This window comes from Klebsiella sp. G-Nf4 (assembly GCF_002810615.1).
In the GTDB taxonomy this organism is placed as follows: Bacteria; Pseudomonadota; Gammaproteobacteria; order Enterobacterales; family Enterobacteriaceae; genus Klebsiella; species Klebsiella variicola.
This window is the reverse complement of sequence record NZ_PION01000010.1, coordinates 54,641-79,217: the sequence shown is the minus strand read 5'-3', so window position 1 is coordinate 79,217 and position 24,577 is coordinate 54,641. Positions and strand designations below refer to the sequence as shown.

Sequence of the window (24,577 nt, the reverse complement as noted above, 5' to 3'; positions counted from 1 at the left end):
GGAGACAGGAAAATGAAACTCGAGTTTTCAATTTATCGCTATAACCCGGATGTTGACGACGCTCCGCACATGCAGGATTACACCCTCGAAGCGGAAGAAGGTCGCGACATGATGCTGCTGGATGCGCTGATCCAGTTGAAAGAAAAAGATCCGTCGCTGTCGTTCCGCCGCTCCTGCCGTGAAGGGGTTTGCGGTTCCGATGGCCTGAACATGAACGGGAAAAACGGTCTGGCGTGCATCACGCCGATCTCCGCGCTGAATCAGCCGGGCAAGAAGATTGTTATCCGTCCGCTGCCAGGATTACCGGTTATCCGTGATTTGGTGGTAGACATGGGGCAATTCTATGCACAATATGAGAAGATTAAGCCTTACTTGTTGAATAATGGGCAAAATCCTCCGGCTCGCGAGCATCTGCAGATGCCTGAGCAGCGTGAGAAACTCGATGGTCTGTACGAGTGTATTCTGTGCGCATGTTGTTCAACCTCCTGCCCGTCGTTCTGGTGGAACCCGGACAAGTTCATCGGCCCGGCAGGCCTGTTGGCCGCGTATCGCTTCCTGATCGACAGTCGCGATACTGAAACCAGCGAGCGCCTGGACGGCCTGAGCGATGCTTTCAGCGTATTCCGCTGTCACAGCATTATGAACTGCGTCAGTGTGTGTCCTAAAGGGCTTAACCCGACGCGCGCCATCGGCCATATTAAGTCGATGCTGCTGCAGCGCAGCGCGTAAGCAACACGGTCTGTCCCGGATGGCGCTTGCGCTTATCCGGGCTACCAAAGCAGTAACCCCGGTAGCGTTTGTGCCACCGGGAAATGAATACCCTAAATAATTCGAGTTACAGGAAGGCGGCGACGCAGCGAATCCCCAGGAGCTTACTCAAGTAAGTGACTGGGGTGAGTGAGGAAAGCCAACGCACATGTAACTTGAAGTATGAAGGGGATAGCAGGAAATCTTTAAAAACCGCCACAAGATGTACCAGTAATCGAGGCGTTCAGTGCGAGGTAAGGCGGCAACTGAGCGCATCCCCGGGAGCATAGTGAACTATGTGACCGGGGTAAGCGAAGGCAGCCAACGCAACCGCAGCCAGAACGCTGAAGATTAATGGCAGTTTTTAAAGGTTCCTTAGCGGATCGAAACCACAACTCGTCCGCAAAAAGTGAACCCCGGCACGTGCACTCGGTGTGCGTGGTAGTTTCTACGGCGAAATAAGCATAAAAATGCTTAAGGGATCACGATGCAGAACGGCGCAATGAAAGCCTGGCTGGACTCTTCTTTCCTCTCTGGTTCGAACCAGAGCTGGATAGAACAGCTCTATGAAGACTTCTTAACCGATCCTGACTCTGTTGACGCCAACTGGCGTTCGATGTTCCAGCAGTTACCTGGCACCGGAGTTAAACCGGATCAATTCCATTCCAAAACACGTGATTATTTCCGTCGACTGGCGAAGGATGCCTCACGTTACACTTCTTCGATTTCCGACCCTGACACCAATGTGAAGCAGGTTAAAGTCCTGCAGCTCATCAACGCATACCGTTTCCGTGGCCACCAGCATGCGAATCTCGATCCGCTGGGGTTGTGGAAGCAAGAGAGAGTGGCGGATCTTGATCCGGCCTACCACGATCTGACCGAGGCCGATTTCCAGGATAGCTATAACGTAGGTTCATTTGCCATCGGTAAAGACACGATGAAGCTGGGCGAGTTGATTGCCGCCCTCAAGCAAACCTACTGCGGCTCTATCGGCGCGGAATACATGCATATCACCTCTACTGAGGAAAAACGCTGGATCCAGCAGCGTATTGAATCGGTAGCGGGTAAAGCGAGCTTCACCGCGGCAGAGAAAAAACGCTTCCTCAGTGAACTGACCGCTGCAGAAGGGCTGGAACGCTACCTCGGCGCTAAATTCCCGGGGGCGAAACGCTTCTCGCTGGAAGGCGGTGATGCCCTGATCCCGATGCTCAAAGAGATGATCCGCCATGCAGGCAAAAGCGGCACCCGAGAAGTGGTGCTGGGCATGGCACACCGCGGCCGTCTGAACGTGCTGGTCAACGTGCTGGGTAAAAAACCGCAGGACCTGTTCGACGAATTCGCGGGCAAACATAAAGAACACCTCGGCACCGGCGATGTGAAGTACCACATGGGCTTCTCTTCCGATATGGAAACCGAAGGCGGTCTGGTTCACCTGGCGCTGGCGTTTAACCCGTCGCACCTGGAAATCGTCAGCCCGGTGGTTATCGGTTCCGTACGCGCCCGTCTGGATCGTCTGGACGAGCCAAGCAGCAACAAAGTTCTGCCTATTACTATTCACGGCGACGCCGCCGTTACCGGCCAGGGCGTGGTTCAGGAAACCCTGAACATGTCGAAAGCCCGCGGTTACGAAGTCGGCGGTACCGTGCGCATCGTTATCAACAACCAGGTTGGCTTTACCACCTCCAACCCGCTGGATGCGCGTTCTACGCCATACTGTACCGATATCGGTAAGATGGTTCAGGCGCCGATTTTCCACGTTAACGCGGATGACCCGGAAGCCGTTGCTTTCGTTACCCGTCTGGCGCTGGATTTCCGTAATACCTTCAAACGCGATGTCTTCATCGACCTGGTGTGCTACCGCCGTCACGGCCACAACGAAGCCGACGAGCCGAGCGCTACCCAGCCGCTGATGTACCAGAAAATCAAAAAGCATCCGACCCCGCGCAAAATCTATGCTGACAAGCTGGAGCAGGACAAAGTCGCGACGCTGGAAGACGCGACCGAGCAGGTTAACCTTTACCGCGATGCGCTGGATGCCGGCGAGTGCGTGGTGGAGGAGTGGCGTCCGATGAATATGCACTCCTTTACCTGGTCTCCCTACCTTAACCACGAGTGGGATGAGAGCTATCCGGATAAAGTGGAGCCAAAACGTCTGCAAGAGCTGGCCAAACGCATCAGTACGGTGCCGGAAGGTATCGAAATGCAGTCTCGTGTGGCGAAAATCTACGGCGATCGCCAGCTGATGGCCGCCGGTGAGAAGATGTTCGATTGGGGCGGTGCCGAAAACCTGGCTTACGCCACTCTGGTTGACGAAGGCATTCCGGTGCGTCTGTCCGGCGAAGACTCCGGTCGTGGCACCTTCTTCCACCGTCATGCGGTTATTCATAACCAGAGCAACGGTTCTACCTATACCCCGCTGCAGCACGTGCACAACGGCCAGGGCCAGTTCCGCGTCTGGGACTCGGTGCTGTCTGAAGAAGCCGTGCTGGCGTTCGAATACGGTTACGCCACCGCAGAACCGCGTACGCTGACCATCTGGGAAGCGCAGTTCGGCGACTTCGCCAACGGCGCGCAGGTGGTCATTGATCAGTTCATCTCCTCTGGCGAACAGAAATGGGGCCGGATGTGTGGTCTGGTGATGCTGCTGCCGCACGGCTACGAAGGGCAGGGTCCGGAGCACTCCTCCGCGCGTCTGGAACGTTATCTGCAGCTGTGCGCTGAGCAGAACATGCAGGTTTGCGTCCCGTCCACCCCGGCACAGGTTTACCATATGCTGCGTCGTCAGGCACTGCGCGGTATGCGCCGTCCGCTGGTGGTGATGTCGCCGAAGTCTCTGCTGCGCCACCCGCTGGCGGTCTCCAGCATGGACGAACTGGCGAACGGCACCTTTATGCCGGCCATCGGCGAAATCGACGATCTCGATCCGCAAGCCGTGAAGCGCGTCGTACTGTGCTCTGGTAAGGTTTACTATGACCTGCTGGAACAGCGTCGCAAAAACGAGCAAAAAGATGTCGCCATCGTGCGTATCGAACAGCTCTACCCGTTCCCGCATCAGGCGGTGCAGGAAGCGCTGAAAGCTTACTCGCACGTACACGATTTTGTCTGGTGCCAGGAAGAGCCGCTCAACCAGGGCGCATGGTACTGCAGCCAGCACCACCTTCGTGAAGTAGTTCCATTTGGGGCCTCTCTGCGTTATGCAGGCCGCCCGGCCTCCGCCTCTCCGGCGGTAGGGTACATGTCCGTTCACCAGAAACAGCAACAAGATCTGGTCAATGACGCGCTGAACGTCGATTAATTAAAGGATACACAATGAGTAGCGTAGATATTCTGGTTCCCGACCTGCCTGAGTCCGTAGCTGACGCAACCGTCGCCACCTGGCATAAAAAACCGGGCGACGCGGTCGTCCGTGACGAAGTTCTGGTCGAAATCGAAACTGACAAAGTGGTACTGGAAGTACCGGCATCAGCGGACGGCATTCTGGATGCAGTGCTGGAAGACGAGGGCGCTACCGTCCTGTCTCGCCAGATCCTTGGCCGCCTGCGTGAAGGCAACAGCGCAGGTAAAGAAACCAGCGAAAAAGCGGACGCGAAAGCGTCCACCCCGGCGCAGCGCCAGCAAGCCTCTCTGGAAGAGCAGAACAATGACGCGCTCAGCCCGGCGATCCGTCGTCTGCTGGCGGAACACAACCTCGATGCCGCTGCCATCAAAGGCACCGGCGTGGGTGGCCGTCTGACTCGTGAAGACGTCGAGAAGCATCTGGCGAAAGCCCCGGCGGCGGCTGAAGCCAAAGCGCCAGCGGCTACCGCGGCGGCAGCACCAGCGCCGCAGCTGGGTCACCGCTCAGAAAAACGCGTCCCGATGACCCGTCTGCGTAAACGCGTGGCCGAGCGTCTGCTGGAAGCGAAAAATTCCACCGCCATGCTGACGACCTTTAACGAAGTCAACATGAAGCCGATTATGGATCTGCGTAAGCAGTACGGCGATGCCTTCGAAAAACGTCACGGTATCCGTCTGGGCTTCATGTCCTTCTACGTGAAAGCGGTTGTTGAAGCGCTGAAACGCTACCCGGAAGTGAACGCTTCCATCGACGGCGACGACGTGGTTTACCACAACTACTTCGACGTCAGCATGGCAGTATCCACTCCGCGCGGCCTGGTAACCCCGGTTCTGCGTGACGTTGACCTGCTGGGCATGGCGGACATCGAAAAGAATATTAAAGAGCTGGCAGTGAAAGGCCGTGACGGCAAGCTGACCGTAGATGACCTGACCGGCGGTAACTTCACCATTACCAACGGCGGCGTTTTCGGTTCCCTGATGTCCACGCCGATCATCAACCCACCGCAGAGCGCCATTCTGGGTATGCATGCCATTAAAGACCGTCCGATGGCGGTGAATGGCAAGGTAGAGATCCTGCCGATGATGTACCTGGCGCTCTCCTACGACCACCGTCTGATCGATGGGCGTGAATCGGTTGGCTTCCTGGTGGCGATTAAAGAGCTGCTGGAAGATCCGACTCGTCTGCTGCTGGACGTGTAGTCAGTAATAGTATGACTTACCGTAGGCCGGATAAGGCATTTATATGCCGCCATCCGGCGTTGATGAGATGCCTGATGGCGACGCTAGCGCGTCTTATCAGGCCTACAGGTTTAAAGATAATTACACCCTGAAGGATGGACTGAACACATGAACTTACATGAATATCAGGCAAAACAACTTTTTGCCCGCTATGGCTTACCGGCGCCGGTGGGTTATGCCTGTACTACTCCGCGTGAAGCAGAAGAAGCCGCTTCAAAAATCGGTGCGGGTCCGTGGGTAGTGAAATGTCAGGTTCACGCTGGTGGCCGCGGTAAAGCGGGCGGTGTGAAAGTAGTTAAGAGCAAAGAAGAGATCCGCGCATTTGCTGAACACTGGCTGGGCAAACGCCTGGTGACCTACCAAACAGATGCCAATGGCCAGCCGGTAAACCAGATTCTGGTGGAAGCGGCGACCGATATCGATAAAGAACTGTACCTCGGCGCGGTCGTTGACCGTAGCTCCCGTCGCGTGGTGTTCATGGCGTCTACTGAAGGCGGTGTGGAAATCGAAAAAGTCGCGGAAGAAACCCCGCACCTGATCCACAAGATCGCTATCGATCCGCTGGCGGGCCCGATGCCTTACCAGGGGCGCGAACTGGCGTTCAAACTGGGTCTGGAAGGTAAACAGGTTCAGCAGTTCACCAAGATTTTCATGGGGCTGGCGACCATTTTCCTGGAGCGCGACCTGGCGCTGATCGAAATTAACCCGCTGGTTATCACCAAACAGGGCGACCTGATCTGCCTCGACGGTAAACTGGGCGCTGACGGCAACGCACTGTTCCGCCAGCCGGATCTGCGCGAAATGCGCGACCAGTCTCAGGAAGACCCGCGTGAAGCGCAGGCGGCACAGTGGGAACTGAACTATGTGGCACTGGATGGCAACATCGGCTGCATGGTTAACGGCGCAGGCCTGGCGATGGGCACCATGGACATCGTTAAGCTGCACGGCGGCGAACCGGCTAACTTCCTCGACGTAGGTGGCGGCGCGACCAAAGAGCGCGTGACTGAAGCGTTCAAAATCATCCTTTCTGATGACAATGTGAAAGCGGTGCTGGTTAACATCTTCGGCGGTATCGTACGTTGCGACCTGATCGCTGACGGTATCATCGGTGCGGTAGCGGAAGTTGGGGTTAACGTTCCGGTCGTGGTTCGTCTGGAAGGTAACAACGCCGAACTGGGCGCGAAAAAACTGGCTGACAGCGGCCTGAATATTATTGCAGCGAAAAGTCTGACGGACGCAGCACAGCAGGTTGTTGCCGCAGTGGAGGGGAAATAATGTCAGTTTTAATTAATAAAGATACCAAGGTTATCTGCCAGGGCTTCACCGGTAGCCAGGGGACCTTCCACTCTGAACAAGCGATCGCTTATGGTACGCAAATGGTTGGCGGCGTGACGCCAGGCAAAGGCGGCACCACCCATCTGGGTCTGCCGGTGTTCAACACCGTACGCGAAGCCGTTGAAGCGACCGGCGCCACCGCGACCGTTATCTACGTTCCGGCACCGTTCTGCAAAGACTCCATTCTGGAAGCAATCGACGCGGGCATTAAGCTGATTATCACCATCACCGAAGGTATCCCGACGCTGGATATGCTGACTGTGAAAGTGAAGCTGGACGAAGCGGGCGTACGCATGATTGGCCCGAACTGCCCAGGCGTTATCACCCCGGGCGAGTGCAAAATCGGCATCATGCCTGGCCACATTCACAAGCCGGGTAAAGTGGGCATCGTTTCCCGTTCCGGTACCCTGACTTATGAAGCGGTTAAGCAGACGACCGACTACGGTTTCGGCCAGTCTACCTGCGTCGGTATCGGCGGCGACCCGATCCCGGGCTCCAACTTCATCGATATCCTGAAGCTGTTCCAGGAAGATCCGCAGACCGAAGCGATCGTGATGATCGGTGAGATCGGCGGCAGCGCGGAAGAAGAAGCGGCAGCCTACATCAAAGAGCACGTGACCAAGCCGGTTGTCGGCTACATCGCGGGCGTGACCGCGCCGAAAGGCAAGCGTATGGGCCACGCTGGCGCCATCATCGCTGGCGGTAAAGGTACTGCTGATGAGAAATTTGCCGCTCTGGAAGCCGCCGGTGTGAACACCGTTCGCAGCCTCGCCGATATCGGCGAAGCGCTGAAAGCTATCATCAAGTAAACCCTCTCTGCTTCTCCGCAAGCAGAAATCTGTCCGATTTCGACATGGTTGGCCACCGTCAGGTGGCCTTTTTTATGGGCGTTATCCGCCTTGCCGGGAAAGTCGCTGAACCGGCGGATTGTCTGTCCCGCGAAAAACCTTACCTATCATATTGATTTTATGAATTATTTCATGAATATTATCTCGGCAGTGTTGTCGCTGAAGAAAATAATTTCGCAGTGGCTGACAGGCAAGGGTTTGAGACAGAGAAAAAAACAGCAGGAGAGGGCGTAAGAAAACAGGAAAAATACTGTGAGCAGTCTAGCATTATTTAGATCGGCTCATTTTTTTTCATTTTTTTCCTCGGCGTTAAATAATATTACCTATGATTCTCATATCTCTCTTTTCAGTAACCAATCAAGGCATACTTTAAACACAACATTAACATTAAATTCACCAATATTCTTTATTGAGCTACATAATTAACACGTAGAGTAAAAATTGATTTATATCAATGCTTAATGCTTGGAAAAATCCTTCAAAAAACGTTAAATTGTCGCAAGTCAAATTGGCCTAAACCGGCCATCTTCGCTATATATTGATCACCGTCGAAAAATGTAAAACTGGAACAATAAAAACATATTTATTGTAAGGTTATTGCGGCGTAATATATTGGGGAATCAATTGGGTTTTCGTTAACGTATTTGTAACCTTATCGTGGCGTGGCTTCACTTTCAGTTGAAACGTGCTGCGGACGGGCAACAAATAACATTTGTATTGGGGCATGCGTATGAACCAGAGCTTCTCGGTTCATTTTCGGAGTCTTCATGCGATGAGCAAGGAGTCATGATGTTAGATATAGTCGAACTGTCGCGCTTACAGTTTGCCTTGACCGCGATGTACCACTTCCTTTTTGTGCCGCTAACGCTCGGTATGGCGTTCCTGCTGGCCATCATGGAAACGGTTTACGTCCTTTCCGGCAAACAGATTTATAAAGATATGACCAAGTTCTGGGGCAAGTTGTTTGGTATCAACTTTGCGCTGGGTGTGGCGACCGGTCTGACCATGGAGTTCCAGTTCGGGACTAACTGGTCGTATTACTCACACTACGTGGGCGATATCTTCGGTGCGCCGCTGGCCATTGAAGGTCTGATGGCCTTCTTCCTCGAATCCACCTTTGTAGGTCTGTTCTTCTTCGGTTGGGATCGTCTGGGTAAAGTTCAGCACATGGCGGTCACCTGGCTGGTCGCGCTGGGCTCCAACCTCTCCGCGCTGTGGATCCTTGTCGCCAACGGCTGGATGCAGAACCCTATCGCATCGGACTTCAACTTCGAAACCATGCGTATGGAGATGGTCAGCTTCTCTGAACTGGTGCTCAACCCGGTCGCCCAGGTGAAGTTCGTGCACACCGTGGCGTCTGGTTATGTCACCGGCGCGATGTTCATCCTGGCCATCAGCTCCTGGTATATGCTGAAAGGCCGCGACTTTGCCTTTGCTAAGCGCTCCTTTGCCATCGCCGCCAGCTTCGGTATGGCAGCGATCCTCTCCGTTATTGTGCTGGGTGACGAATCCGGTTACGAAATGGGTGACGTGCAGAAAACCAAACTGGCGGCTATCGAAGCAGAGTGGGAAACCCAGCCTGCGCCGGCTGCCTTTACCCTGTTTGGTATTCCCGATCAGAATGCGCAGACCAACCACTTCGCGATCCAAATCCCTTACGCGCTGGGCATCATCGCCACCCGCTCGGTGGATAAGCCGGTTATCGGCCTGAAGGATCTGATGGTTCAGCACGAAGAGCGTATCCGTAACGGGATGAAAGCGTACGCGCTGCTGGAGCAGCTGCGCGCCGGTTCGACCGACCAGGCCATTCGCGACCAGTTCAACAGCGTGAAGAAAGACCTCGGCTATGGCCTGTTGCTGAAGCGCTATACCCCGAACGTCGCTGACGCCACGGAAGAGCAGATCGCCAAAGCGACCAAAGACTCTATTCCAAGCGTCGCACCGCTGTACTTCGCCTTCCGTATCATGGTGGCGTGCGGCATCCTGATGCTGTTGATTATCGGCGCCTCCTTCTGGAGCGTGATTCGTAACCGCATTGGCGAGAAAAAATGGCTGCTGCGCGCCGCGTTCTTTGGTCTGCCGCTGCCGTGGATTGCCGTGGAGTCAGGCTGGTTTGTTGCCGAATATGGCCGTCAGCCGTGGGCGATTGGTGAGGTCCTGCCGACGGCGGTGGCCAACTCGTCGCTGACCGCGGGCGATCTGATCTTCTCAATGTTGCTGATCTGCGGTCTGTACACGCTGTTCCTGGTGGCTGAACTGTTCCTGATGTTCAAGTTTGCCCGCAAAGGACCTAGCAGCCTGAAAACCGGCCGCTATCACTTTGAACAGTCCTCTGCGGCTATTCAGTCGGCACGCTAAGACAGGAGTCGTCAAATGATCGATTATGAAGTATTGCGTTTTATCTGGTGGCTGCTGATTGGCATTCTGCTGATTGGCTTCGCTGTCGCCGACGGGTTCGACATGGGGGTGGGCATGCTCACCCGTTTCCTCGGCCGTAACGACACCGAGCGTCGGATTATGATCAACGCCATCGCCCCGCACTGGGACGGTAACCAGGTGTGGCTCATCACCGCTGGCGGCGCGCTGTTCGCGGCGTGGCCGATGGTTTACGCCGCGGCGTTCTCTGGCTTCTATGTGGCGATGATTCTGGTACTGGCCTCGCTGTTCTTCCGTCCGGTAGGTTTTGACTACCGTTCCAAGATCGAGGACACCCGCTGGCGCAACATGTGGGACTGGGGCATCTTCATCGGTAGCTTCGTGCCGCCGCTGGTGATTGGTGTGGCCTTCGGCAACCTGCTGCAGGGCGTGCCGTTCCACGTCGATGAATACCTGCGTCTGTTCTATACCGGTAACTTCTTCCAGCTGCTGAATCCGTTTGGTCTGCTGGCCGGTATCGTCAGCGTGGCGATGATCCTGACTCAGGGCGCCACCTACCTGCAGATGCGTACCGTAGGCGAACTGCACCTGCGTACCCGCACCGTTTCCACGGTGGCGGCGCTGGTGACGCTGGTCTGCTTCGCGCTGGCGGGCGTGTGGGTCTACTACGGCATCGACGGCTATGTGGTCAAATCGGTAATGGATCATAGCGGCCCGTCTAACCCGCTGACTAAAGAAGTGGTGCGTGAAGCCGGTGCATGGATGGTGAACTTTAATAACATGCCAGCGCTGTGGGCCGTTCCTGCCCTGGGCGTGGTGCTGCCGCTGCTGACCGTCGTCTCGACTAAAGCGGATAAAGGCGCATGGGCATTCCTGTTCTCCTCGCTGACCCTGGCCTGCATCATTCTGACCGCCGGTATTGCGATGTTCCCGTTCATCATGCCGTCCAGCACCATGCTGAACGCCAGCCTGACGATGTGGGACGCGACTTCCAGCCAGCGGACGCTGAACCTGATGACCTACGTGGCGATTATCTTCGTGCCAATCATTCTGGCCTACACCAGTTGGTGTTACTGGAAGATGTTTGGCCGCATCACGCGCGAAGACATCGAAAAGAACACCCACTCGTTGTACTAAGGTAAGGAGCTATATATGTGGTACTTCGCATGGATTTTGGGAACGCTTCTTGCCTGTGCCTTTGGGGTGATTACCGCGCTGGCGCTTGAGCACGTGGAAGCCACCAAAGCAGGTAAAGAAGAACACTGATGAGTATTATCGTGATGCGATATACGAAATCATTCGGGTTGCATCGAGGCGGCAAGTCTGTGAATCCCCAGGAGCTTACACCAGTAAGTGACTGGGGTAAGCAGACGTAGCCAACAAAGAGGCGACGTGAATGATAAAGTATATGTATGCGATAATGGACAAGCGCCCGTTAAGGGCGCTTTCCTTATTGATGGCGCTGCTGCTGGCAGGCTGCATTTTCTGGGATCCGTCGCGCTTTGCGGCGAAGACCAGCGAGCTGGAAATCTGGCATGGTTTCTTGCTGATGTGGGCGGTTTGCAGCGGCGTTATTCACGGCGTGGGCTTCCGTCCGCGTGCCGTTCACTGGCAGGGGATTTTCTGTCCGCTTATCGCTGATATTGTGCTCGCTTTAGGTCTCTTCTTTTTCTTCTTTTGAATAAGAGATCTCTGTTAATGGTATGGGCTTGCATAAGCCCATAAAAATTTACGCCCCGTTTACTTTCCCCCATTCCAAACCACCTTTCCCGCGCGTATAGTAGCGAAGTTTGAAAGCTCTAACCTTTTTTTGCATTACCGGGATGTAAAGTGAATACAACGCTGTTTCGATGGCCGGTTCGGGTCTACTACGAAGATACCGACGCCGGTGGTGTGGTTTACCACGCCAGTTACGTCGCTTTTTATGAAAGAGCACGCACAGAGATGCTGCGCCACCATCACTTTAGTCAACAGGTTCTGTTGGCTGAACGCGTTGCCTTCGTGGTTCGCAAAATGACGCTGGAGTATTTTGCCCCCGCCAGACTCGACGACATGCTCGAAGTCCAGACGGAAATTACCTCGATGCGCGGCACCTCTTTGGTTTTCACGCAGCGAATCGTCAACGCCGAGAATACAGTGTTAAACGAAGCTGAGGTTCTCATTGTGTGCGTTGATCCACTCTTAATGAAGCCACGTGCGCTTCCCAAGTCTATTGTCGCGGAGTTTAAGCAGTGACTGACATGAATATCCTTGATTTGTTCCTGAAGGCGAGCCTTCTGGTTAAACTTATCATGTTGATTTTGATTGGTTTTTCTATCGCTTCCTGGGCTATCATTATTCAGAGAACGCGTATCCTCAACTCGGCCGTGCGTGAAGCTGAAGCGTTCGAGGACAAATTCTGGTCCGGGATCGAACTGTCCCGTTTGTATCAGGAGAGCCAGGGGCGTCGCGATAATCTGACCGGTTCGGAGCAAATCTTCTACAGCGGCTTCAAAGAGTTTGCGCGCCTGCATCGGGCCAACAGCCATGCGCCGGAAGCGATTGTCGAAGGGGCATCGCGCGCGATGCGTATTTCGATGAACCGCGAACTGGAAACGCTGGAGACGCATATCCCGTTCCTCGGCACCGTAGGTTCCATCAGCCCGTATATCGGTCTGTTTGGTACCGTCTGGGGGATCATGCACGCTTTTATCGCCCTTGGCGCGGTGAAGCAGGCCACCCTGCAGATGGTGGCACCGGGTATCGCCGAAGCGCTGATCGCCACCGCGATCGGTCTGTTCGCTGCTATCCCGGCGGTCATGGCGTATAACCGCCTGAACCAGCGCGTGAACAAACTGGAACTGAACTACGACAACTTTATGGAAGAGTTCACCGCCATTCTGCACCGTCAGGCCTTTACCACCAGCGAAAGCAATAAGGGGTAAGCCATGGCCAGAGCACGTGGACGCGGACGTCGCGAACTGAAGTCCGAGATCAACATCGTTCCGCTGCTGGATGTCCTGTTGGTGCTGTTGCTGATCTTTATGGCAACGGCGCCGATCATTACGCAGAGCGTGGAAGTCGATCTGCCGGACGCCACGGAATCGCAAGCGGTGAAAAGCAATGACGATCCGCCGGTGATTGTAGAAGTCTCCGGGGTAGGGCAGTACAGCGTGAAAGTGGGGCAGGAGACGCTGTCCCAGCTGCCGCCGGAGCAGGTGATTGCCGAAGCGAAGCGACGTCTTGAAGCCAATGAGAAAACGGTGTTCCTGATCGGCGGTGCGAAAGACGTCCCTTACGATGAAATTATTAAAGCGCTGAACCTGTTGCATAGTGCAGGGGTTAAATCGGTCGGCTTGATGACCAAACCTATTTAATCGCTTCAGGTATGTGCGTCCGCGCGGCGTCCGGTGGCGAGTATCGCTCGCCGTCGGTGCGTATCGCGGGTACAGGCGAACAGTTTTTGGGAACCGATAGTGTCAAAGGCAACCGAACAAAACGACAAGCTTAAACGAGCGATCATCATTTCAGTCGCGCTGCACATCATTCTGATCGCGCTGCTGATCTGGAGTTCGTTTGACGAGCATCTGGATGCCTCTGCCGGCGGCGGCGGGGGATCGTCCATTGATGCCGTCATGGTCGATCCCGGGGCGGTGGTAAATAACTATAACCGTCAGCAACAGCAGCAGGCCAGCGCACGTCGCGCCGCTGAACAGCGTGAAAAACAGGCGCAGCAGCAGGCGGAAGAGTTACGTGAGAAACAGGCGGCGGAACAGGAACGGCTGAAACAGCTCGAACAGGAGCGTCTGCAGGCGCAGGAAGCGGCGAAAGAAGCGAAGGAACAGCAGAAGCAGGCTGAGGAAGCGGCTGCCAAGGCCGCCGCGGCGGCGAAAGCCAAAGCGGATGCGCAGGCTAAAGAAGCGCAGGAAGCAGCAGCCAAAGCGGCTGCCGACGCAAAAGCGAAGGCGGATGCCCAGGCAAAAGCGGCTGAGCTGGCAGCGGCTAAAGCCGCCGCTGACGCGAAGAAACAGGCCGATGCCGCCGCCGCGAAAGCGGCAGCCGATGCGAAGAAACAGGCGGAAGCCGAAGCGGCGAAAGCCGCAGCAGAGGCGCAGAAGAAAGCGGAAGCGGCAGCGGCGAAGAAAGCGCAGCAGGAAGCAGAGAAGAAGGCCCAGCAGGAAGCGGCCAAGCAAGCCGCGGCTGAAAAAGCGGCTGCAGAAAAAGCCGCCGAAAAAGCAGCTGAGAAAGCCGCCGCCCAAAAAGCGGCCGCAGAGAAGGCCGCCGCCGAGAAAGCCGCCGCAGCTGAAAAAGCGGCGGCAGCCAAAGCGGCTGCGGCTGAGAAGGCAGCTGCCGATAAAGCGGCCAAAGCGGCAGCAGCAAAAGCGGCAGCAGCGAAGAAAGCGGCCGCTGCGAAAGAAGCGGACGGCGTTGATGACCTGCTCGGCGATCTGAGTTCGGGTAAGAATGCGCCTAAGACAGGCGGTGGGGCCAAAGGCAGTGGTCAGCCAGCGAAAGATAGCGGAACCTCTGGTGCCAACGGTGGCGCTACGGGAGCCGATATCAGTTCCTATGCGAAGCAAATACAAATGGCGATTCAAAGCCGCTTGTATGATGCAAGCCTCTATCAAGGCAAGCGTTGCGTATTGCATATTAACCTGGCTGCTGATGGTACGTTAAAGGACATAACGTCCGAAGGCGGCGACCCTGCTCTGTGTCAGGCAGCTTTAACGGCAGCCAAAACGGCGACTATTCCTAAACCGCCAAGTCAGGCTGTTTATGAGAAAATAAAAAATGCCACACTAGACTTTAAACTGTAATGATTTTTCCCCGAATAATCGGGGAAAACAATCTATCGTAGTCACAGGGTTTTGGTAGTTTTGTGTATTTGAGTTTGTTAACATTCTGCTAAATTATCGTGGGCTTTCCGCCCGGATAAGGGAGATATGATGAAGCAGGCATTACGAGTAGCATTTGGTTTTTTAATGCTGTGGGCAGCGGTGCTGCACGCAGAAGTACGTATCGAGATCACCCAGGGGGTGGACTCGGCACGCCCTATCGGCGTGGTACCGTTCCAGTGGGCTGGCCAGGGGGCTGCGCCTGAAGATGTCGGCGGTATCGTGGCAGCTGACCTGCGCAACAGCGGTAAATTCAACCCGCTGGATCGCTCGCGTCTGCCGCAGCAGCCGACCAGTGCCCAGGAAGTGCAGCCTGCTGCCTGGTCTGCGCTGGGTATTGACGCCGTGGTCGTCGGTCAGGTCACCTCAAACCCGGATGGTTCTTATCAGGTGGCGTATCAGCTGGTGGATACCGGCGGCGCGCCGGGCACAACGCTGGCACAAGGCTCTTTCAAAGTCACTAAACAGTATCTGCGCTATGCGGCGCATACTGCCAGTGACGCGGTATTTGAAAAGCTGACCGGTATTAAAGGCGCATTCCGTACTCGTATTGCCTACGTGGTGCAGACCAACGGTGGTCAGTTCCCGTACGAGCTGCGCGTCTCCGATTATGATGGCTACAACCAGTTCGTGGTTCACCGTTCCTCCCAGCCGCTGATGTCCCCGGCCTGGTCTCCGGACGGTTCTAAACTGGCTTACGTGACTTTTGAAAGCGGACGTTCTGCGCTGGTGGTGCAGACCTTGGCGAACGGCGCTGTGCGTCAGATCGCCTCCTTCCCGCAGCATAACGGCGCGCCGGCGTTCTCACCGGATGGTTCTAAACTGGCCTTCGCACTGTCGAAAACCGGTAGCCTGAACCTGTACGTGATGGATCTGGGCTCGGGTCAGATTCGTCAGGTGACTAACGGTCGCAGCAACAACACCGAACCTAGCTGGTTCCCGGACAGCCAGAACCTGGCCTTCACCTCTGACCAGGCCGGTCGTCCGCAGGTGTATAAAGTCAACATCAATGGCGGCACGCCGCAGCGTATCACCTGGGAAGGTTCACAGAACCAGGACGCCGACGTGAGCGCAGATGGTAAAACGATGGTAATGGTCAGCTCGGCCGGCGGTCAGCAGCACATTGCCAAACAAGATCTGGAAGCGGGTGGTGTACAGGTTCTGTCATCAACGTTTTTAGACGAAACGCCAAGTCTGGCACCTAACGGCACTATGGTAATCTACAGCTCTTCTCAGGGGATGGGATCCGTGCTGAATCTGGTTTCTACAGATGGGCGTTTCAAAGCGCGTCTTCCGGCAACTGATGGACAGGTAAAATCACCTGCCTGGTCGCCGTATCTGTAATAATAAATAATTGATTATTAAAGGAATCAAAGAAATGCAACTGAACAAAGTGCTGAAAGGGCTGATGATCGCTCTGCCGGTTATGGCAATCGCGGCATGTTCTTCTAACAAGAACGCCAGCAACGACCAGAGCGGTGAAGGCATGTTGGGTGCCGGCACTGGTATGGACGCTAACGGTAACGGCGGCAACATGTCTTCTGAAGAGCAAGCTCGTCTGCAGATGCAGCAGCTGCAGCAGAACAACATCGTTTACTTCGATCTGGACAAGTACGATATCCGTTCTGACTTCGCTGCCATGCTGGACGCGCACGCTAACTTCCTGCGTAGCAACCCGTCCTACAAAGTGACTGTAGAAGGTCACGCGGATGAGCGCGGTACACCGGAATACAACATCGCTCTGGGTGAGCGTCGTGCTAACGCCGTTAAGATGTATCTGCAGGGCAAAGGTGTTTCTGCCGATCAGATCTCCATCGTTTCTTACGGTAAAGAAAAACCAGCAGTACTGGGTCATGACGAAGCGGCATATGCCAAAAACCGTCGCGCCGTACTGGTTTACTAAGAGAATTGCATGAGCAGTAACTTCAGACATCATTTATTGAGTCTGTCGTTACTGGTTGGCATAGCGGCCCCCTGGGCCGCTTTTGCTCAGGCGCCAATCAGTAGTGTCGGCTCAGGCTCGGTCGAAGACCGCGTCACTCAACTCGAGCGTATTTCCAATGCTCACAGCCAGCTTTTAACCCAACTCCAGCAACAACTCTCTGATAACCAGACTGACATTGATTCTCTCCGTGGCCAGATCCAGGAGAACCAGTATCAGCTGAATCAGATCGTTGAGCGCCAGAAGCAGATTCTGCTGCAGATAGACAGTCTGAGCAGCGGTGGCGGCGCAGCGGCAGCATCAGGTGCGCAGGCTCCGTCGTCTTCTGGCGATCAGAGCGCGGCTGCCACCAGCGCAGCGCCAGCGGCCTCGTCAGGCGCCCCGGCGATGACGGGCGATGCGAACACCGATTACAATGCGGCGGTTGCCCTGGTGAAGGATGCTTCACGCCAGGATGACGCCATGGTGGCGTTTCAGAACTTCGTTAAAAAGTACCCGGATTCAACTTATCAGCCGAACGCCAACTACTGGCTCGGACAGTTGAACTACAACAAGGGGAAAAAAGACGATGCGGCGTTTTACTTCGCCTCGGTGGTGAAGAACTACCCGAAATCGCCTAAAGCGCCCGACGCCATGTTTAAGGTCGGCGTGATCATGCAGGACAAAGGTGATACCGCAAAAGCGAAAGCGGTTTACCAGCAAGTGATCAGTAAATTCCCCGGCACCGACGGTGCAAAACAAGCGCAAAAACGTCTCAATGCTCTTGGTTGATTACGGCATGACCAGAAATCGCGTTATTTCTGGTCTTGTCGCCTGAATCACCAGCAGTTAAGTGATCTTTATCGAAATTTTAGTTGCGCTGAATTCTGAAATCAGTAATATATGCCGCCGTTGCCAAGGGATATCAAACAAGCCCAAAGCGATGCCAGAGTGGGTCGTTAGCTCAGTTGGTAGAGCAGTTGACTTTTAATCAATTGGTCGCAGGTTCGAATCCTGCACGACCCACCAATCGTTCTGGTGGAACGCGATAGTAAAACGTGAAGGATAACGTTGCGACAGCAACGGCCCATAGGGCGAGGCGAAGCCGAGTCATCCTGCACGACCCACCATTTAGCAGTATCCAGCGTAGTATCGGGTGATTAGCTCAGCTGGGAGAGCACCTCCCTTACAAGGAGGGGGTCGGCGGTTCGATCCCGTCATCACCCACCACCGGGTCGTTAGCTCAGTTGGTAGAGCAGTTGACTTTTAATCAATTGGTCGCAGGTTCGAATCCTGCACGACCCACCATCTTTAACATCGAACATCGGTGTTAAACGTGAATGATGGGGTCGGTGGACGCAGTATCGGTAGTATCCAGCGCAGTTTCGGGTGATTAGCTCAGCTGGGAGAGCACCTCCCTTACAAGGAGGGGGTCGGCGGTTCGATCCCGTCATCACCCACCACTCGGGTCGTTAGCTCAGTTGGTAGAGCAGTTGACTTTTAATCAATTGGTCGCAGGTTCGAATCCTGCACGACCCACCAATTTCAGCATTTAACTCAGATGTTGAACGTGAAGGATAACGTTGCGTCAGCAACGGCCCGTAGGGCGAGGTGAAGCCGAGTCATCCTGCACGACCCACCAATTTCAATATTGGTGTCGAGTGAAATTATTCAGGTAATACCAGAGCGGGTCGTTAGCTCAGTTGGTAGAGCAGTTGACTTTTAATCAATTGGTCGCAGGTTCGAATCCTGCACGACCCACCAGTTTCAGCATTTAACTTAGATGTTGAACGTGAAGGATAACGTTGCGACAGCAACGGCCCGTAGGGCGAGGCGAAGCCGAGTCATCCTGCACGACCCACCATCCTGAATGATTACAGTAGCAAAATCCCGCAAGGGGTCGTTAGCTCAGTTGGTAGAGCAGTTGACTTTTAATCAATTGGTCGCAGGTTCGAATCCTGCACGACCCACCAATGTAAAAAGGCGCCCTAAAGGCGCCTTTTTGCTATCCGCTATACGTCAAAATTCGACTTCAGCATGACTCCACGGTCACGCTGCGCTACACCGGGTGCGAACCGGTCGCTCGGGCAGATGCGCACCATCGTCCCCGGAATACGGACGGATGTACAAAATTCATCACGACTTTTTGCGCGTAATCCGCTATCTTGTTTAGCATATAAAACACCATGACCGTATTAAGGCACAGACAGGCCATACTGACGGTCTTAGAGTTAAGCCAGTAAAACGAGATTGCATGATGAGCGTAATGTTTGATCCTGAAACGGCGATTTATCCTTTCCCAGCGAAACCACAGCCGCTGACCGTCGACGAAAAGCAGTTTTATCGCGAAAAAATCAAGCGCCTGTTGCGCGAGCGCGACGCCGTGATGGTGGCGCATTACTACACCGATCCTGAAATTCAACAACTGGCGGAAGAAACCGGCGGCTGTATCGCCGACTCGCTGGAGATGGCGCGTTTTGGCGCCCGTCATTCGGCCTCCACGCTGCTGGTCGCCGGGGTGCGTTTTATGGGGGAAACCGCCAAAATCCTCAGCCCGGAAAAGACCATTCTGATGCCGACCCTGAACGCGGAGTGTTCGCTGGATCTGGGCTGCCCGATTGAGGAATTCAACGCCTTCTGCGATGCCCATCCCGATCGCACCGTGGTGGTTTATGCCAATACGTCCGCCGCGGTGAAGGCCCGCGCTGACTGGGTGGTTACCTCCAGTATCGCCGTGGAACTCATTGATCATCTGGACAGCCTGGGTCAAAAGATCCTCTGGGCGCCGGACCGCCACCTTGGCCGCTATGTCCAGCGTCAGACCGGCGCAGACGTGCTGTGCTGGCAGGGGGCATGCATCGTGCACGATGAGTTTAAAACCCAGGCACTGACGCGTATGAAGGCCCTCTATCCTGAAGCTGCTGTACTGGTCCATCCTGAGTCGCCGCAGGCGATTGTCGAGATGGCGGATGCCGTGGGCTCCACCAGCCAGCTGATTGCGGCGGCGAAAAGCTTGCCCCAGCGTCAGCTGATCGTGGCGACCGATCGCGGTATCTTCTATAAAATGCAGCAGGCGGTACCGGAGAAAACGCTGCTGGAAGCGCCCACCGCCGGCGAAGGGGCGACCTGCCGCAGCTGCGCGCACTGCCCGTGGATGGCGATGAACGGCCTGAAAGCCATTGCCGAGGGACTCGAACAGGGCGGTGCTGAACACGAAATCCACGTCGACGAAGCGCTGCGCACCGGGGCATTGATTCCGCTTAACCGGATGCTGGATTTTGCGGCTACACTACGGGGATAACGTATTGTCGCGTCGCAAGACGCTGAGGGGATGAAATGGATTTTTTTAGCACGCAGAATATCTTAGTACATATACCCATCGGCGCCGGGGGGTACGATCTCTCCTGGATAGAGGCCGTGGGGACCATCGCCGGGCTGCTGTGCATCTGGCTGGCGAGCCTGGAGAAGATCAGTAACTATGCTTTCGGGCTGGTCAACGTCACGCTGTTCGCCATCATCTTCTTTCAGATCCAGCTGTACGCCAGCCTGCTGCTGCAGCTGTTCTTCTTTGCCGCTAACGTTTACGGCTGGTATGCCTGGTCGCGGCAAAGCAGCAACCATGAGGCTGAACTGCAGATCCGCTGGTTACCCCGTAGCAAAGCCCTGGGTTGGCTGGCGGCCTGCGTAGTGGCGATCGGCTTGCTGACCCTGTTTATCAACCCGTTCTTTGCTTTCCTGACGCGGATCGCGGTCAGCCTGATGCAAGCGCTGGGTCTGCAGGTCTCCATGCCGGTGCTGCAGCCGGATGCCTTCCCGTTCTGGGACTCTTGCATGACAGTGCTGTCGGTGGTGGCGATGATCTTAATGACCCGCAAGTATGTTGAGAACTGGCTGCTGTGGGTAATCGTCAACGTGATAAGCGTGGTGATTTTTGCCCGCCAGGGCGTCTATGCCATGTCCCTGGAATATCTCTTGCTGACGTTCATTGCGCTGAACGGCAGCCGGATGTGGATAAACAGCGCGCGTGAGCGAGGTTCTCACGCGTTTTCTGGCTAATGGTGGTGGTGATGATCGTGCCCGGCGTGCATCGTGTTGAGATGGCACTCCGGGCCGCTGCAGGGCTGGTACTCCATCTGCACCGTGGCATGCTCAATTTCATATTTATGTTCCAGGAAATGCAGGATGCGGTTGAGTAACGCATCATGATCGTGCGGCGGGACCACCTGAACATGCAGCGTCATCACCGGTTTTTCCCCCACCAGCCAGACGTGGACGTGGTGAACATCGCGTACCTCCGGGATAGAGCGGCGAATATCCCGCTGCAGGGCCGCGACGTCCAGCGAACGCGGCGCGCCTTCCAGCAGTTCATTCAGACTCTCCTTTAGCAGCCGCCAGGCGCTACGTAATACCAGGCAGGAAACCAGCACGGAAAGAATCGGGTCGACAGGCGTCCAGCCGGTGGTGAGGATCACCACGGCTGCCACGATCGCGCCGACCGAGCCCAGCAGGTCGCCAAGCACGTGTAGCGCCGCAGCGCGCACGTTGAGATTCTGCTCTTCACTCCCCCGATGCAGGATCCAGAAGGCCAGTACGTTAGCCAGCAGGCCGGCGACCGCAATCACCATCATCGTCACGCCAGCCACCGGCTGCGGATGCTGGAAGCGCTGAATGGCCTCCCAGACAATCAAAATGGTAATCACCACCAGGGCAATGGCATTGAGAAACGCCGCCAGGGTGGTCAAACGCAACCAGCCAAAGGTATGGCGGGTATTCGGTGGGCGGCTGGCGAAGCGAACCGCCAGCAGCGCAAACAGCAGGGCGGCGGAATCGGTGAGCATATGGCCGGCATCCGCCAGCAGGGCCAGCGAACCGGAGATCGCGCCGCCGACGGCTTCAATCAACATAAAACCGGCGGTGACGATAAATGCCCACAGCAGCCGGCGAGCGTTACTGCTGTCCGGAGCCTGAGCAGGAGAGTGCGAATGCGGGTGGGCCATCGTGTCGTCCCTTGATAGTTATCATTATTATTCTATGACATCATAAACAGAGGTCGATAACAAACAGAGAAAAGGCGAGCTGTGCTCGCCTTTTCTCTGTTTGTGCCCACCGCATACTTACTGGGTGGTGCCGTCGGTTTTGCTGTTGTCGTGGTTCATGCTGCCGCCATTGTCCAGTTTCTTACCGGTGTCTGGACAGCGGCCATCTTTACACATCGAGTTTTTATGCACTTCATCGCTCGACATATTGTCCTGGCTCATCGTCGAGCCGTCAGGATGGAGCATGGTGCCGCCAGAGCCGGAATTGATCTGGTTATTGTCCACATTGTTTGGCGCCACGTTCTCACGGGCATCTGGCGCCACCTGACCGGCATCCGCGGAAGAGTTAGCCTGGCCATTGTTGGACTGTGCGCCAGTGTCTGCCGCCAGGGCCGCGCCGCTGGCAAGACCTAAGGTGGCGGTGAGCAAAAGGGTCGTCAGTTTTTTCATATTCATCGGATACTCCTGTTAAGCCGGGAAGGGGGAAATGCGCTTCCCGCGGTGAGTGTGCCAGGGATCTGACTCGCTATGGTTAAAGACTCCGCAGACGATCGCAGTGTCACTATATAATCCTGAAACGTAAGGCTTAATTAGCTTTAACAGTTAATTATTGTAGTACATGAGCCTGGTTTCGCTACTTTATGGCGTATTTTTGCCTATTTCCAGGATTATTCCATCACTACTGTAAAATCACGTTTACACTTTTTCGGCGAAGAGATAGATTGGAGGGATTGCATTTCATTGAATAAGTATGGCAACGCTGGAAAGAAGATGAATTATCAGAACGACGATTTACGTATTAAAGAGATCAACGAATTATTACCTCCCGTTGCGCTCCTGGAAAAATTCCCTGCTACCGAAAATGCTGCAAATACCGTTGCACATGCTCGCAAAGCGATCCATCAGATCCTCAAGGGCGACGATGACCGTCTGCTGGTGGTGATTGGGCCCTGTTCGATTCACGATCCGGCAGCGGCGAAAGAGTACGCTTCCCGTCTGCTGCCCCTGCGTGAGGCGCTGAAGGGCGAGCTCGAGATCGTCATGCGGGTCTATTTTGAAAAGCCGCGCACCACCGTCGGCTGGAAAGGGCTTATCAACGATCCCCATATGGATAACAGCTTCCGCATCAACGACGGGTTGCGCATCGCGCGCAAACTGCTGCTGGACATTAACGACAGCGGCCTGCCGGCGGCGGGGGAATTCCTCGACATGATCACCCCGCAGTATGTCGCCGATCTGATGAGCTGGGGCGCCATTGGGGCGCGTACCACCGAATCCCAGGTTCACCGTGAGCTCGCCTCCGGACTCTCCTGCCCGGTAGGCTTTAAGAATGGTACCGATGGCACCATCAAGGTGGCTATCGACGCGATTAACGCCGCTGGCGCACCGCATTGTTTCCTGTCGGTCACCAAGTGGGGCCACTCCGCTATCGTCAATACCAGCGGTAACGGCGACTGCCATATTATTCTGCGCGGCGGCAAAGAGCCGAACTACAGCGCGAAGCACGTGGCGGATGTGAAGATCGGCCTGGCGAAAGCGGGCCTGCCGGCCCAGGTGATGATCGACTTCAGCCATGCCAACTCCAGCAAGCAGTTCAAAAAGCAGATGGAAGTGGGCGCCGACGTATGCCAGCAGGTTGCCGGCGGTGAGCGGGCGATCATGGGCGTGATGATTGAAAGCCATCTGGTGGAAGGCAACCAGAGCCTCGAGAGCGGTGAACCGCTGACCTACGGCAAGAGCGTCACCGACGCCTGCATCGGCTGGGAGGATACCGAAACGATCCTGCGTCAGCTGGCGGAAGCGGTGAAAACCCGCCGCGGCTAAGCGAATCTGCGCTGGCGCAGGCAATAAAAAAAGCGTGGAGATTTCCACGCTTTTTTGTTCTCACCGGGAGGAATTACTTCGCTTTACCCTGGTTGGCGACGGCAGCCGCTTTCGCCGCGATCTCTTCCGCATTGCCCAGATAGTAATGTTTGATCGGCTTGAAGTTTTCATCGAACTCATACACCAGCGGTACGCCGGTCGGGATGTTCAGTTCGAGGATCTCGTCTTCGCCCATGTTGTCGAGGTATTTCACCAGCGCGCGCAGGGAGTTACCGTGAGCGGCGATGATCACGCGCTCACCGCTTTTCAGGCGCGGCAGAATGGTTTCGTTCCAGTAAGGCACGACGCGGTCGATGGTCAGCGCCAGGCTTTCAGTGGTCGGCAGTTCTGCGTCGGTCAGTTTTGCATAGCGCGGATCGTGGCCCGGGTAGCGCTCGTCGTCTTTGGTCAGCTCCGGCGGTGTGACAGCGAAGCCGCGACGCCACTGTTTAACCTGCTCGTCACCGTATTTCTCAGCGGTTTCCGCTTTGTTCAGGCCCTGCAGCGCGCCGTAATGACGCTCGTTCAGCTTCCAGGATTTCTCAACCGGCAGCCAGGCCTGATCCAGTTCGTCCAGCACGTTCCACAGGGTGTGGATGGCACGTTTCAGCACGGAGGTATAAGCAAAATCAAAGCTGAAGCCTTCAGCCTTCAGCAGTTTACCTGCTGCTTTCGCTTCGCTAACGCCTTTCTCGGACAGATCAACGTCGTACCAACCGGTGAAGCGGTTTTCGTTGTTCCACTGGCTTTCGCCATGACGAACCAGTACCAGCTTAGTTACAGCCATTCTCTTACTCCTCTCTACACGCCATCCCTCGCGCCGCGAACGGTGCGCTGAATATGTTGGTGTATGTGTTATTGATTGATAACTATTCTCATTATATTGCCGTGATTTGGCTCACGGCAATGCTTATCCCTAACCATAGCGAAAATAGTGGCTCAGTGTAAGGTGCTTGTAAAACACAGGTTATTTTTTTGTCCTTTGGTGACGGAAAATAGAGC

At 55.3% G+C, this 24,577-nt stretch carries 22 protein-coding genes, 7 tRNA genes and 1 pseudogene; 26 read left to right on the top strand and 4 right to left on the bottom strand.

Features of this window, described 5'->3' with window-relative positions:
* Positions 1–12 precede the first annotated feature (12 nt).
* The 23 genes from sdhB to CWM57_RS19705 all read left to right on the top strand — a co-directional run bounded on the left by sdhB (position 13) and on the right by CWM57_RS19705 (position 18,649).
* Positions 13–729, top strand: a complete 717-nt coding sequence (sdhB, locus tag CWM57_RS19820; RefSeq protein ID WP_002894954.1) for a succinate dehydrogenase iron-sulfur subunit SdhB — start codon at positions 13–15, stop codon at positions 727–729.
* Positions 730–1,234: 505 nt separating this feature from the next.
* Positions 1,235–4,042, top strand: coding sequence for a 2-oxoglutarate dehydrogenase E1 component (gene sucA / locus CWM57_RS19815; protein WP_061155312.1), 2,808 nt, complete (start codon positions 1,235–1,237; stop codon positions 4,040–4,042).
* A 14-nt stretch (positions 4,043–4,056) separates the two neighbouring features.
* Positions 4,057–5,283, top strand: coding sequence for a 2-oxoglutarate dehydrogenase complex dihydrolipoyllysine-residue succinyltransferase (gene odhB / locus CWM57_RS19810; RefSeq protein WP_061155311.1), 1,227 nt, complete (start codon positions 4,057–4,059; stop codon positions 5,281–5,283).
* 147 nt (positions 5,284–5,430) lie between these two features.
* Positions 5,431–6,597 (top strand): ADP-forming succinate--CoA ligase subunit beta, encoded by a 1,167-nt coding sequence (sucC, locus tag CWM57_RS19805; RefSeq protein WP_002895039.1) that lies wholly within the window; start codon positions 5,431–5,433, stop codon positions 6,595–6,597.
* Positions 6,597–7,466: a succinate--CoA ligase subunit alpha gene (sucD, locus tag CWM57_RS19800; RefSeq protein WP_100675899.1), complete on the top strand. Its 870-nt coding sequence runs from the start codon at positions 6,597–6,599 to the stop codon at positions 7,464–7,466. The genes sucC and sucD overlap by 1 nt, the downstream gene beginning before the upstream one ends.
* A gap of 828 nt (positions 7,467–8,294) precedes the next feature.
* Positions 8,295–9,863: a cytochrome ubiquinol oxidase subunit I gene (cydA, locus tag CWM57_RS19795; protein ID WP_061155310.1), complete on the top strand. Its 1,569-nt coding sequence runs from the start codon at positions 8,295–8,297 to the stop codon at positions 9,861–9,863.
* Between the two features lie 15 nt (positions 9,864–9,878).
* Positions 9,879–11,018, top strand: a complete 1,140-nt coding sequence (gene cydB, locus CWM57_RS19790) for a cytochrome d ubiquinol oxidase subunit II (protein WP_074386512.1) — start codon at positions 9,879–9,881, stop codon at positions 11,016–11,018.
* 15 nt (positions 11,019–11,033) lie between these two features.
* Positions 11,034–11,147: a cytochrome bd-I oxidase subunit CydX gene (gene cydX / locus CWM57_RS19785; RefSeq protein WP_004100325.1), complete on the top strand. Its 114-nt coding sequence runs from the start codon at positions 11,034–11,036 to the stop codon at positions 11,145–11,147.
* A 130-nt stretch (positions 11,148–11,277) separates the two neighbouring features.
* Positions 11,278–11,562, top strand: coding sequence for a cyd operon protein YbgE (gene ybgE, locus CWM57_RS19775; RefSeq protein ID WP_008805691.1), 285 nt, complete (start codon positions 11,278–11,280; stop codon positions 11,560–11,562).
* Positions 11,563–11,711: 149 nt separating this feature from the next.
* Complete coding sequence (gene ybgC / locus CWM57_RS19770) at positions 11,712–12,116, top strand: tol-pal system-associated acyl-CoA thioesterase (RefSeq protein ID WP_002895056.1); 405 nt, start codon at positions 11,712–11,714, stop codon at positions 12,114–12,116.
* Positions 12,113–12,805: a Tol-Pal system protein TolQ gene (gene tolQ, locus CWM57_RS19765; RefSeq protein ID WP_074386511.1), complete on the top strand. Its 693-nt coding sequence runs from the start codon at positions 12,113–12,115 to the stop codon at positions 12,803–12,805. The genes ybgC and tolQ overlap by 4 nt, the downstream gene beginning before the upstream one ends.
* Positions 12,806–12,808: 3 nt before the next feature.
* Positions 12,809–13,237, top strand: coding sequence for a colicin uptake protein TolR (tolR, locus tag CWM57_RS19760; RefSeq protein WP_002895061.1), 429 nt, complete (start codon positions 12,809–12,811; stop codon positions 13,235–13,237).
* A 99-nt stretch (positions 13,238–13,336) separates the two neighbouring features.
* Positions 13,337–14,677, top strand: a complete 1,341-nt coding sequence (gene tolA, locus CWM57_RS19755) for a cell envelope integrity protein TolA (RefSeq protein ID WP_074386510.1) — start codon at positions 13,337–13,339, stop codon at positions 14,675–14,677.
* Positions 14,678–14,806: 129 nt separating this feature from the next.
* Positions 14,807–16,099, top strand: a complete 1,293-nt coding sequence (tolB, locus tag CWM57_RS19750) for a Tol-Pal system beta propeller repeat protein TolB (protein WP_023288877.1) — start codon at positions 14,807–14,809, stop codon at positions 16,097–16,099.
* A 34-nt stretch (positions 16,100–16,133) separates the two neighbouring features.
* Positions 16,134–16,658 (top strand): peptidoglycan-associated lipoprotein Pal, encoded by a 525-nt coding sequence (pal, locus tag CWM57_RS19745; RefSeq protein WP_002895068.1) that lies wholly within the window; start codon positions 16,134–16,136, stop codon positions 16,656–16,658.
* A 9-nt stretch (positions 16,659–16,667) separates the two neighbouring features.
* Entirely contained in the window at positions 16,668–17,468 is an 801-nt protein-coding gene (cpoB, locus tag CWM57_RS19740) for a cell division protein CpoB (protein WP_061155305.1), read from the top strand.
* A 161-nt stretch (positions 17,469–17,629) separates the two neighbouring features.
* Positions 17,630–17,705 (top strand) — tRNA-Lys (locus tag CWM57_RS19735).
* 125 nt (positions 17,706–17,830) lie between these two features.
* A tRNA-Val gene (locus CWM57_RS19730) sits at positions 17,831–17,906 on the top strand.
* A 2-nt stretch (positions 17,907–17,908) separates the two neighbouring features.
* Positions 17,909–17,984: transfer RNA gene (locus CWM57_RS19725), tRNA-Lys, on the top strand.
* Between the two features lie 79 nt (positions 17,985–18,063).
* Positions 18,064–18,139, top strand: a tRNA-Val gene (locus CWM57_RS19720).
* Between the two features lie 3 nt (positions 18,140–18,142).
* Positions 18,143–18,218: transfer RNA gene (locus CWM57_RS19715), tRNA-Lys, on the top strand.
* Between the two features lie 146 nt (positions 18,219–18,364).
* Positions 18,365–18,440 (top strand) — tRNA-Lys (locus tag CWM57_RS19710).
* A gap of 133 nt (positions 18,441–18,573) precedes the next feature.
* Positions 18,574–18,649: transfer RNA gene (locus CWM57_RS19705), tRNA-Lys, on the top strand.
* Between the two features lie 39 nt (positions 18,650–18,688).
* Here the strand turns inward: CWM57_RS19705 and CWM57_RS28250 are convergent.
* Positions 18,689–18,864: pseudogene (locus CWM57_RS28250) on the bottom strand (hypothetical protein).
* Between the two features lie 69 nt (positions 18,865–18,933).
* On the opposite strand from CWM57_RS28250, the gene nadA reads away from it, so the two are divergent.
* On the top strand, positions 18,934–19,977 hold the full coding sequence (nadA, locus tag CWM57_RS19700) for a quinolinate synthase NadA (protein ID WP_012968682.1): 1,044 nt from the start codon (positions 18,934–18,936) through the stop codon (positions 19,975–19,977).
* A 35-nt stretch (positions 19,978–20,012) separates the two neighbouring features.
* A complete protein-coding gene (gene pnuC / locus CWM57_RS19695; RefSeq protein WP_008805696.1) occupies positions 20,013–20,732 on the top strand; it encodes a nicotinamide riboside transporter PnuC in 720 nt (239 codons plus the stop codon).
* On the opposite strand, the gene zitB is transcribed toward pnuC, so the two are convergent.
* Both zitB and CWM57_RS19685 read right to left on the bottom strand, forming a co-directional pair.
* Positions 20,729–21,673: a CDF family zinc transporter ZitB gene (gene zitB, locus CWM57_RS19690; RefSeq protein ID WP_061155303.1), complete on the bottom strand. Its 945-nt coding sequence runs from the start codon at positions 21,671–21,673 to the stop codon at positions 20,729–20,731. The genes pnuC and zitB overlap by 4 nt on opposite strands.
* Positions 21,674–21,790: 117 nt before the next feature.
* A complete protein-coding gene (locus tag CWM57_RS19685) occupies positions 21,791–22,168 on the bottom strand; it encodes a YbgS-like family protein (RefSeq protein ID WP_012542423.1) in 378 nt (125 codons plus the stop codon).
* A 315-nt stretch (positions 22,169–22,483) separates the two neighbouring features.
* On the opposite strand from CWM57_RS19685, the gene aroG reads away from it, so the two are divergent.
* The gene (gene aroG / locus CWM57_RS19680; protein ID WP_061155302.1) at positions 22,484–23,536 is read left to right on the top strand and encodes a 3-deoxy-7-phosphoheptulonate synthase AroG; all 1,053 of its coding nucleotides are present in this window, start codon (positions 22,484–22,486) and stop codon (positions 23,534–23,536) included.
* A gap of 73 nt (positions 23,537–23,609) precedes the next feature.
* On the opposite strand, the gene gpmA is transcribed toward aroG, so the two are convergent.
* A complete protein-coding gene (gene gpmA / locus CWM57_RS19675; RefSeq protein ID WP_002895089.1) occupies positions 23,610–24,362 on the bottom strand; it encodes a 2,3-diphosphoglycerate-dependent phosphoglycerate mutase in 753 nt (250 codons plus the stop codon).
* Positions 24,363–24,577 lie beyond the last annotated feature (215 nt).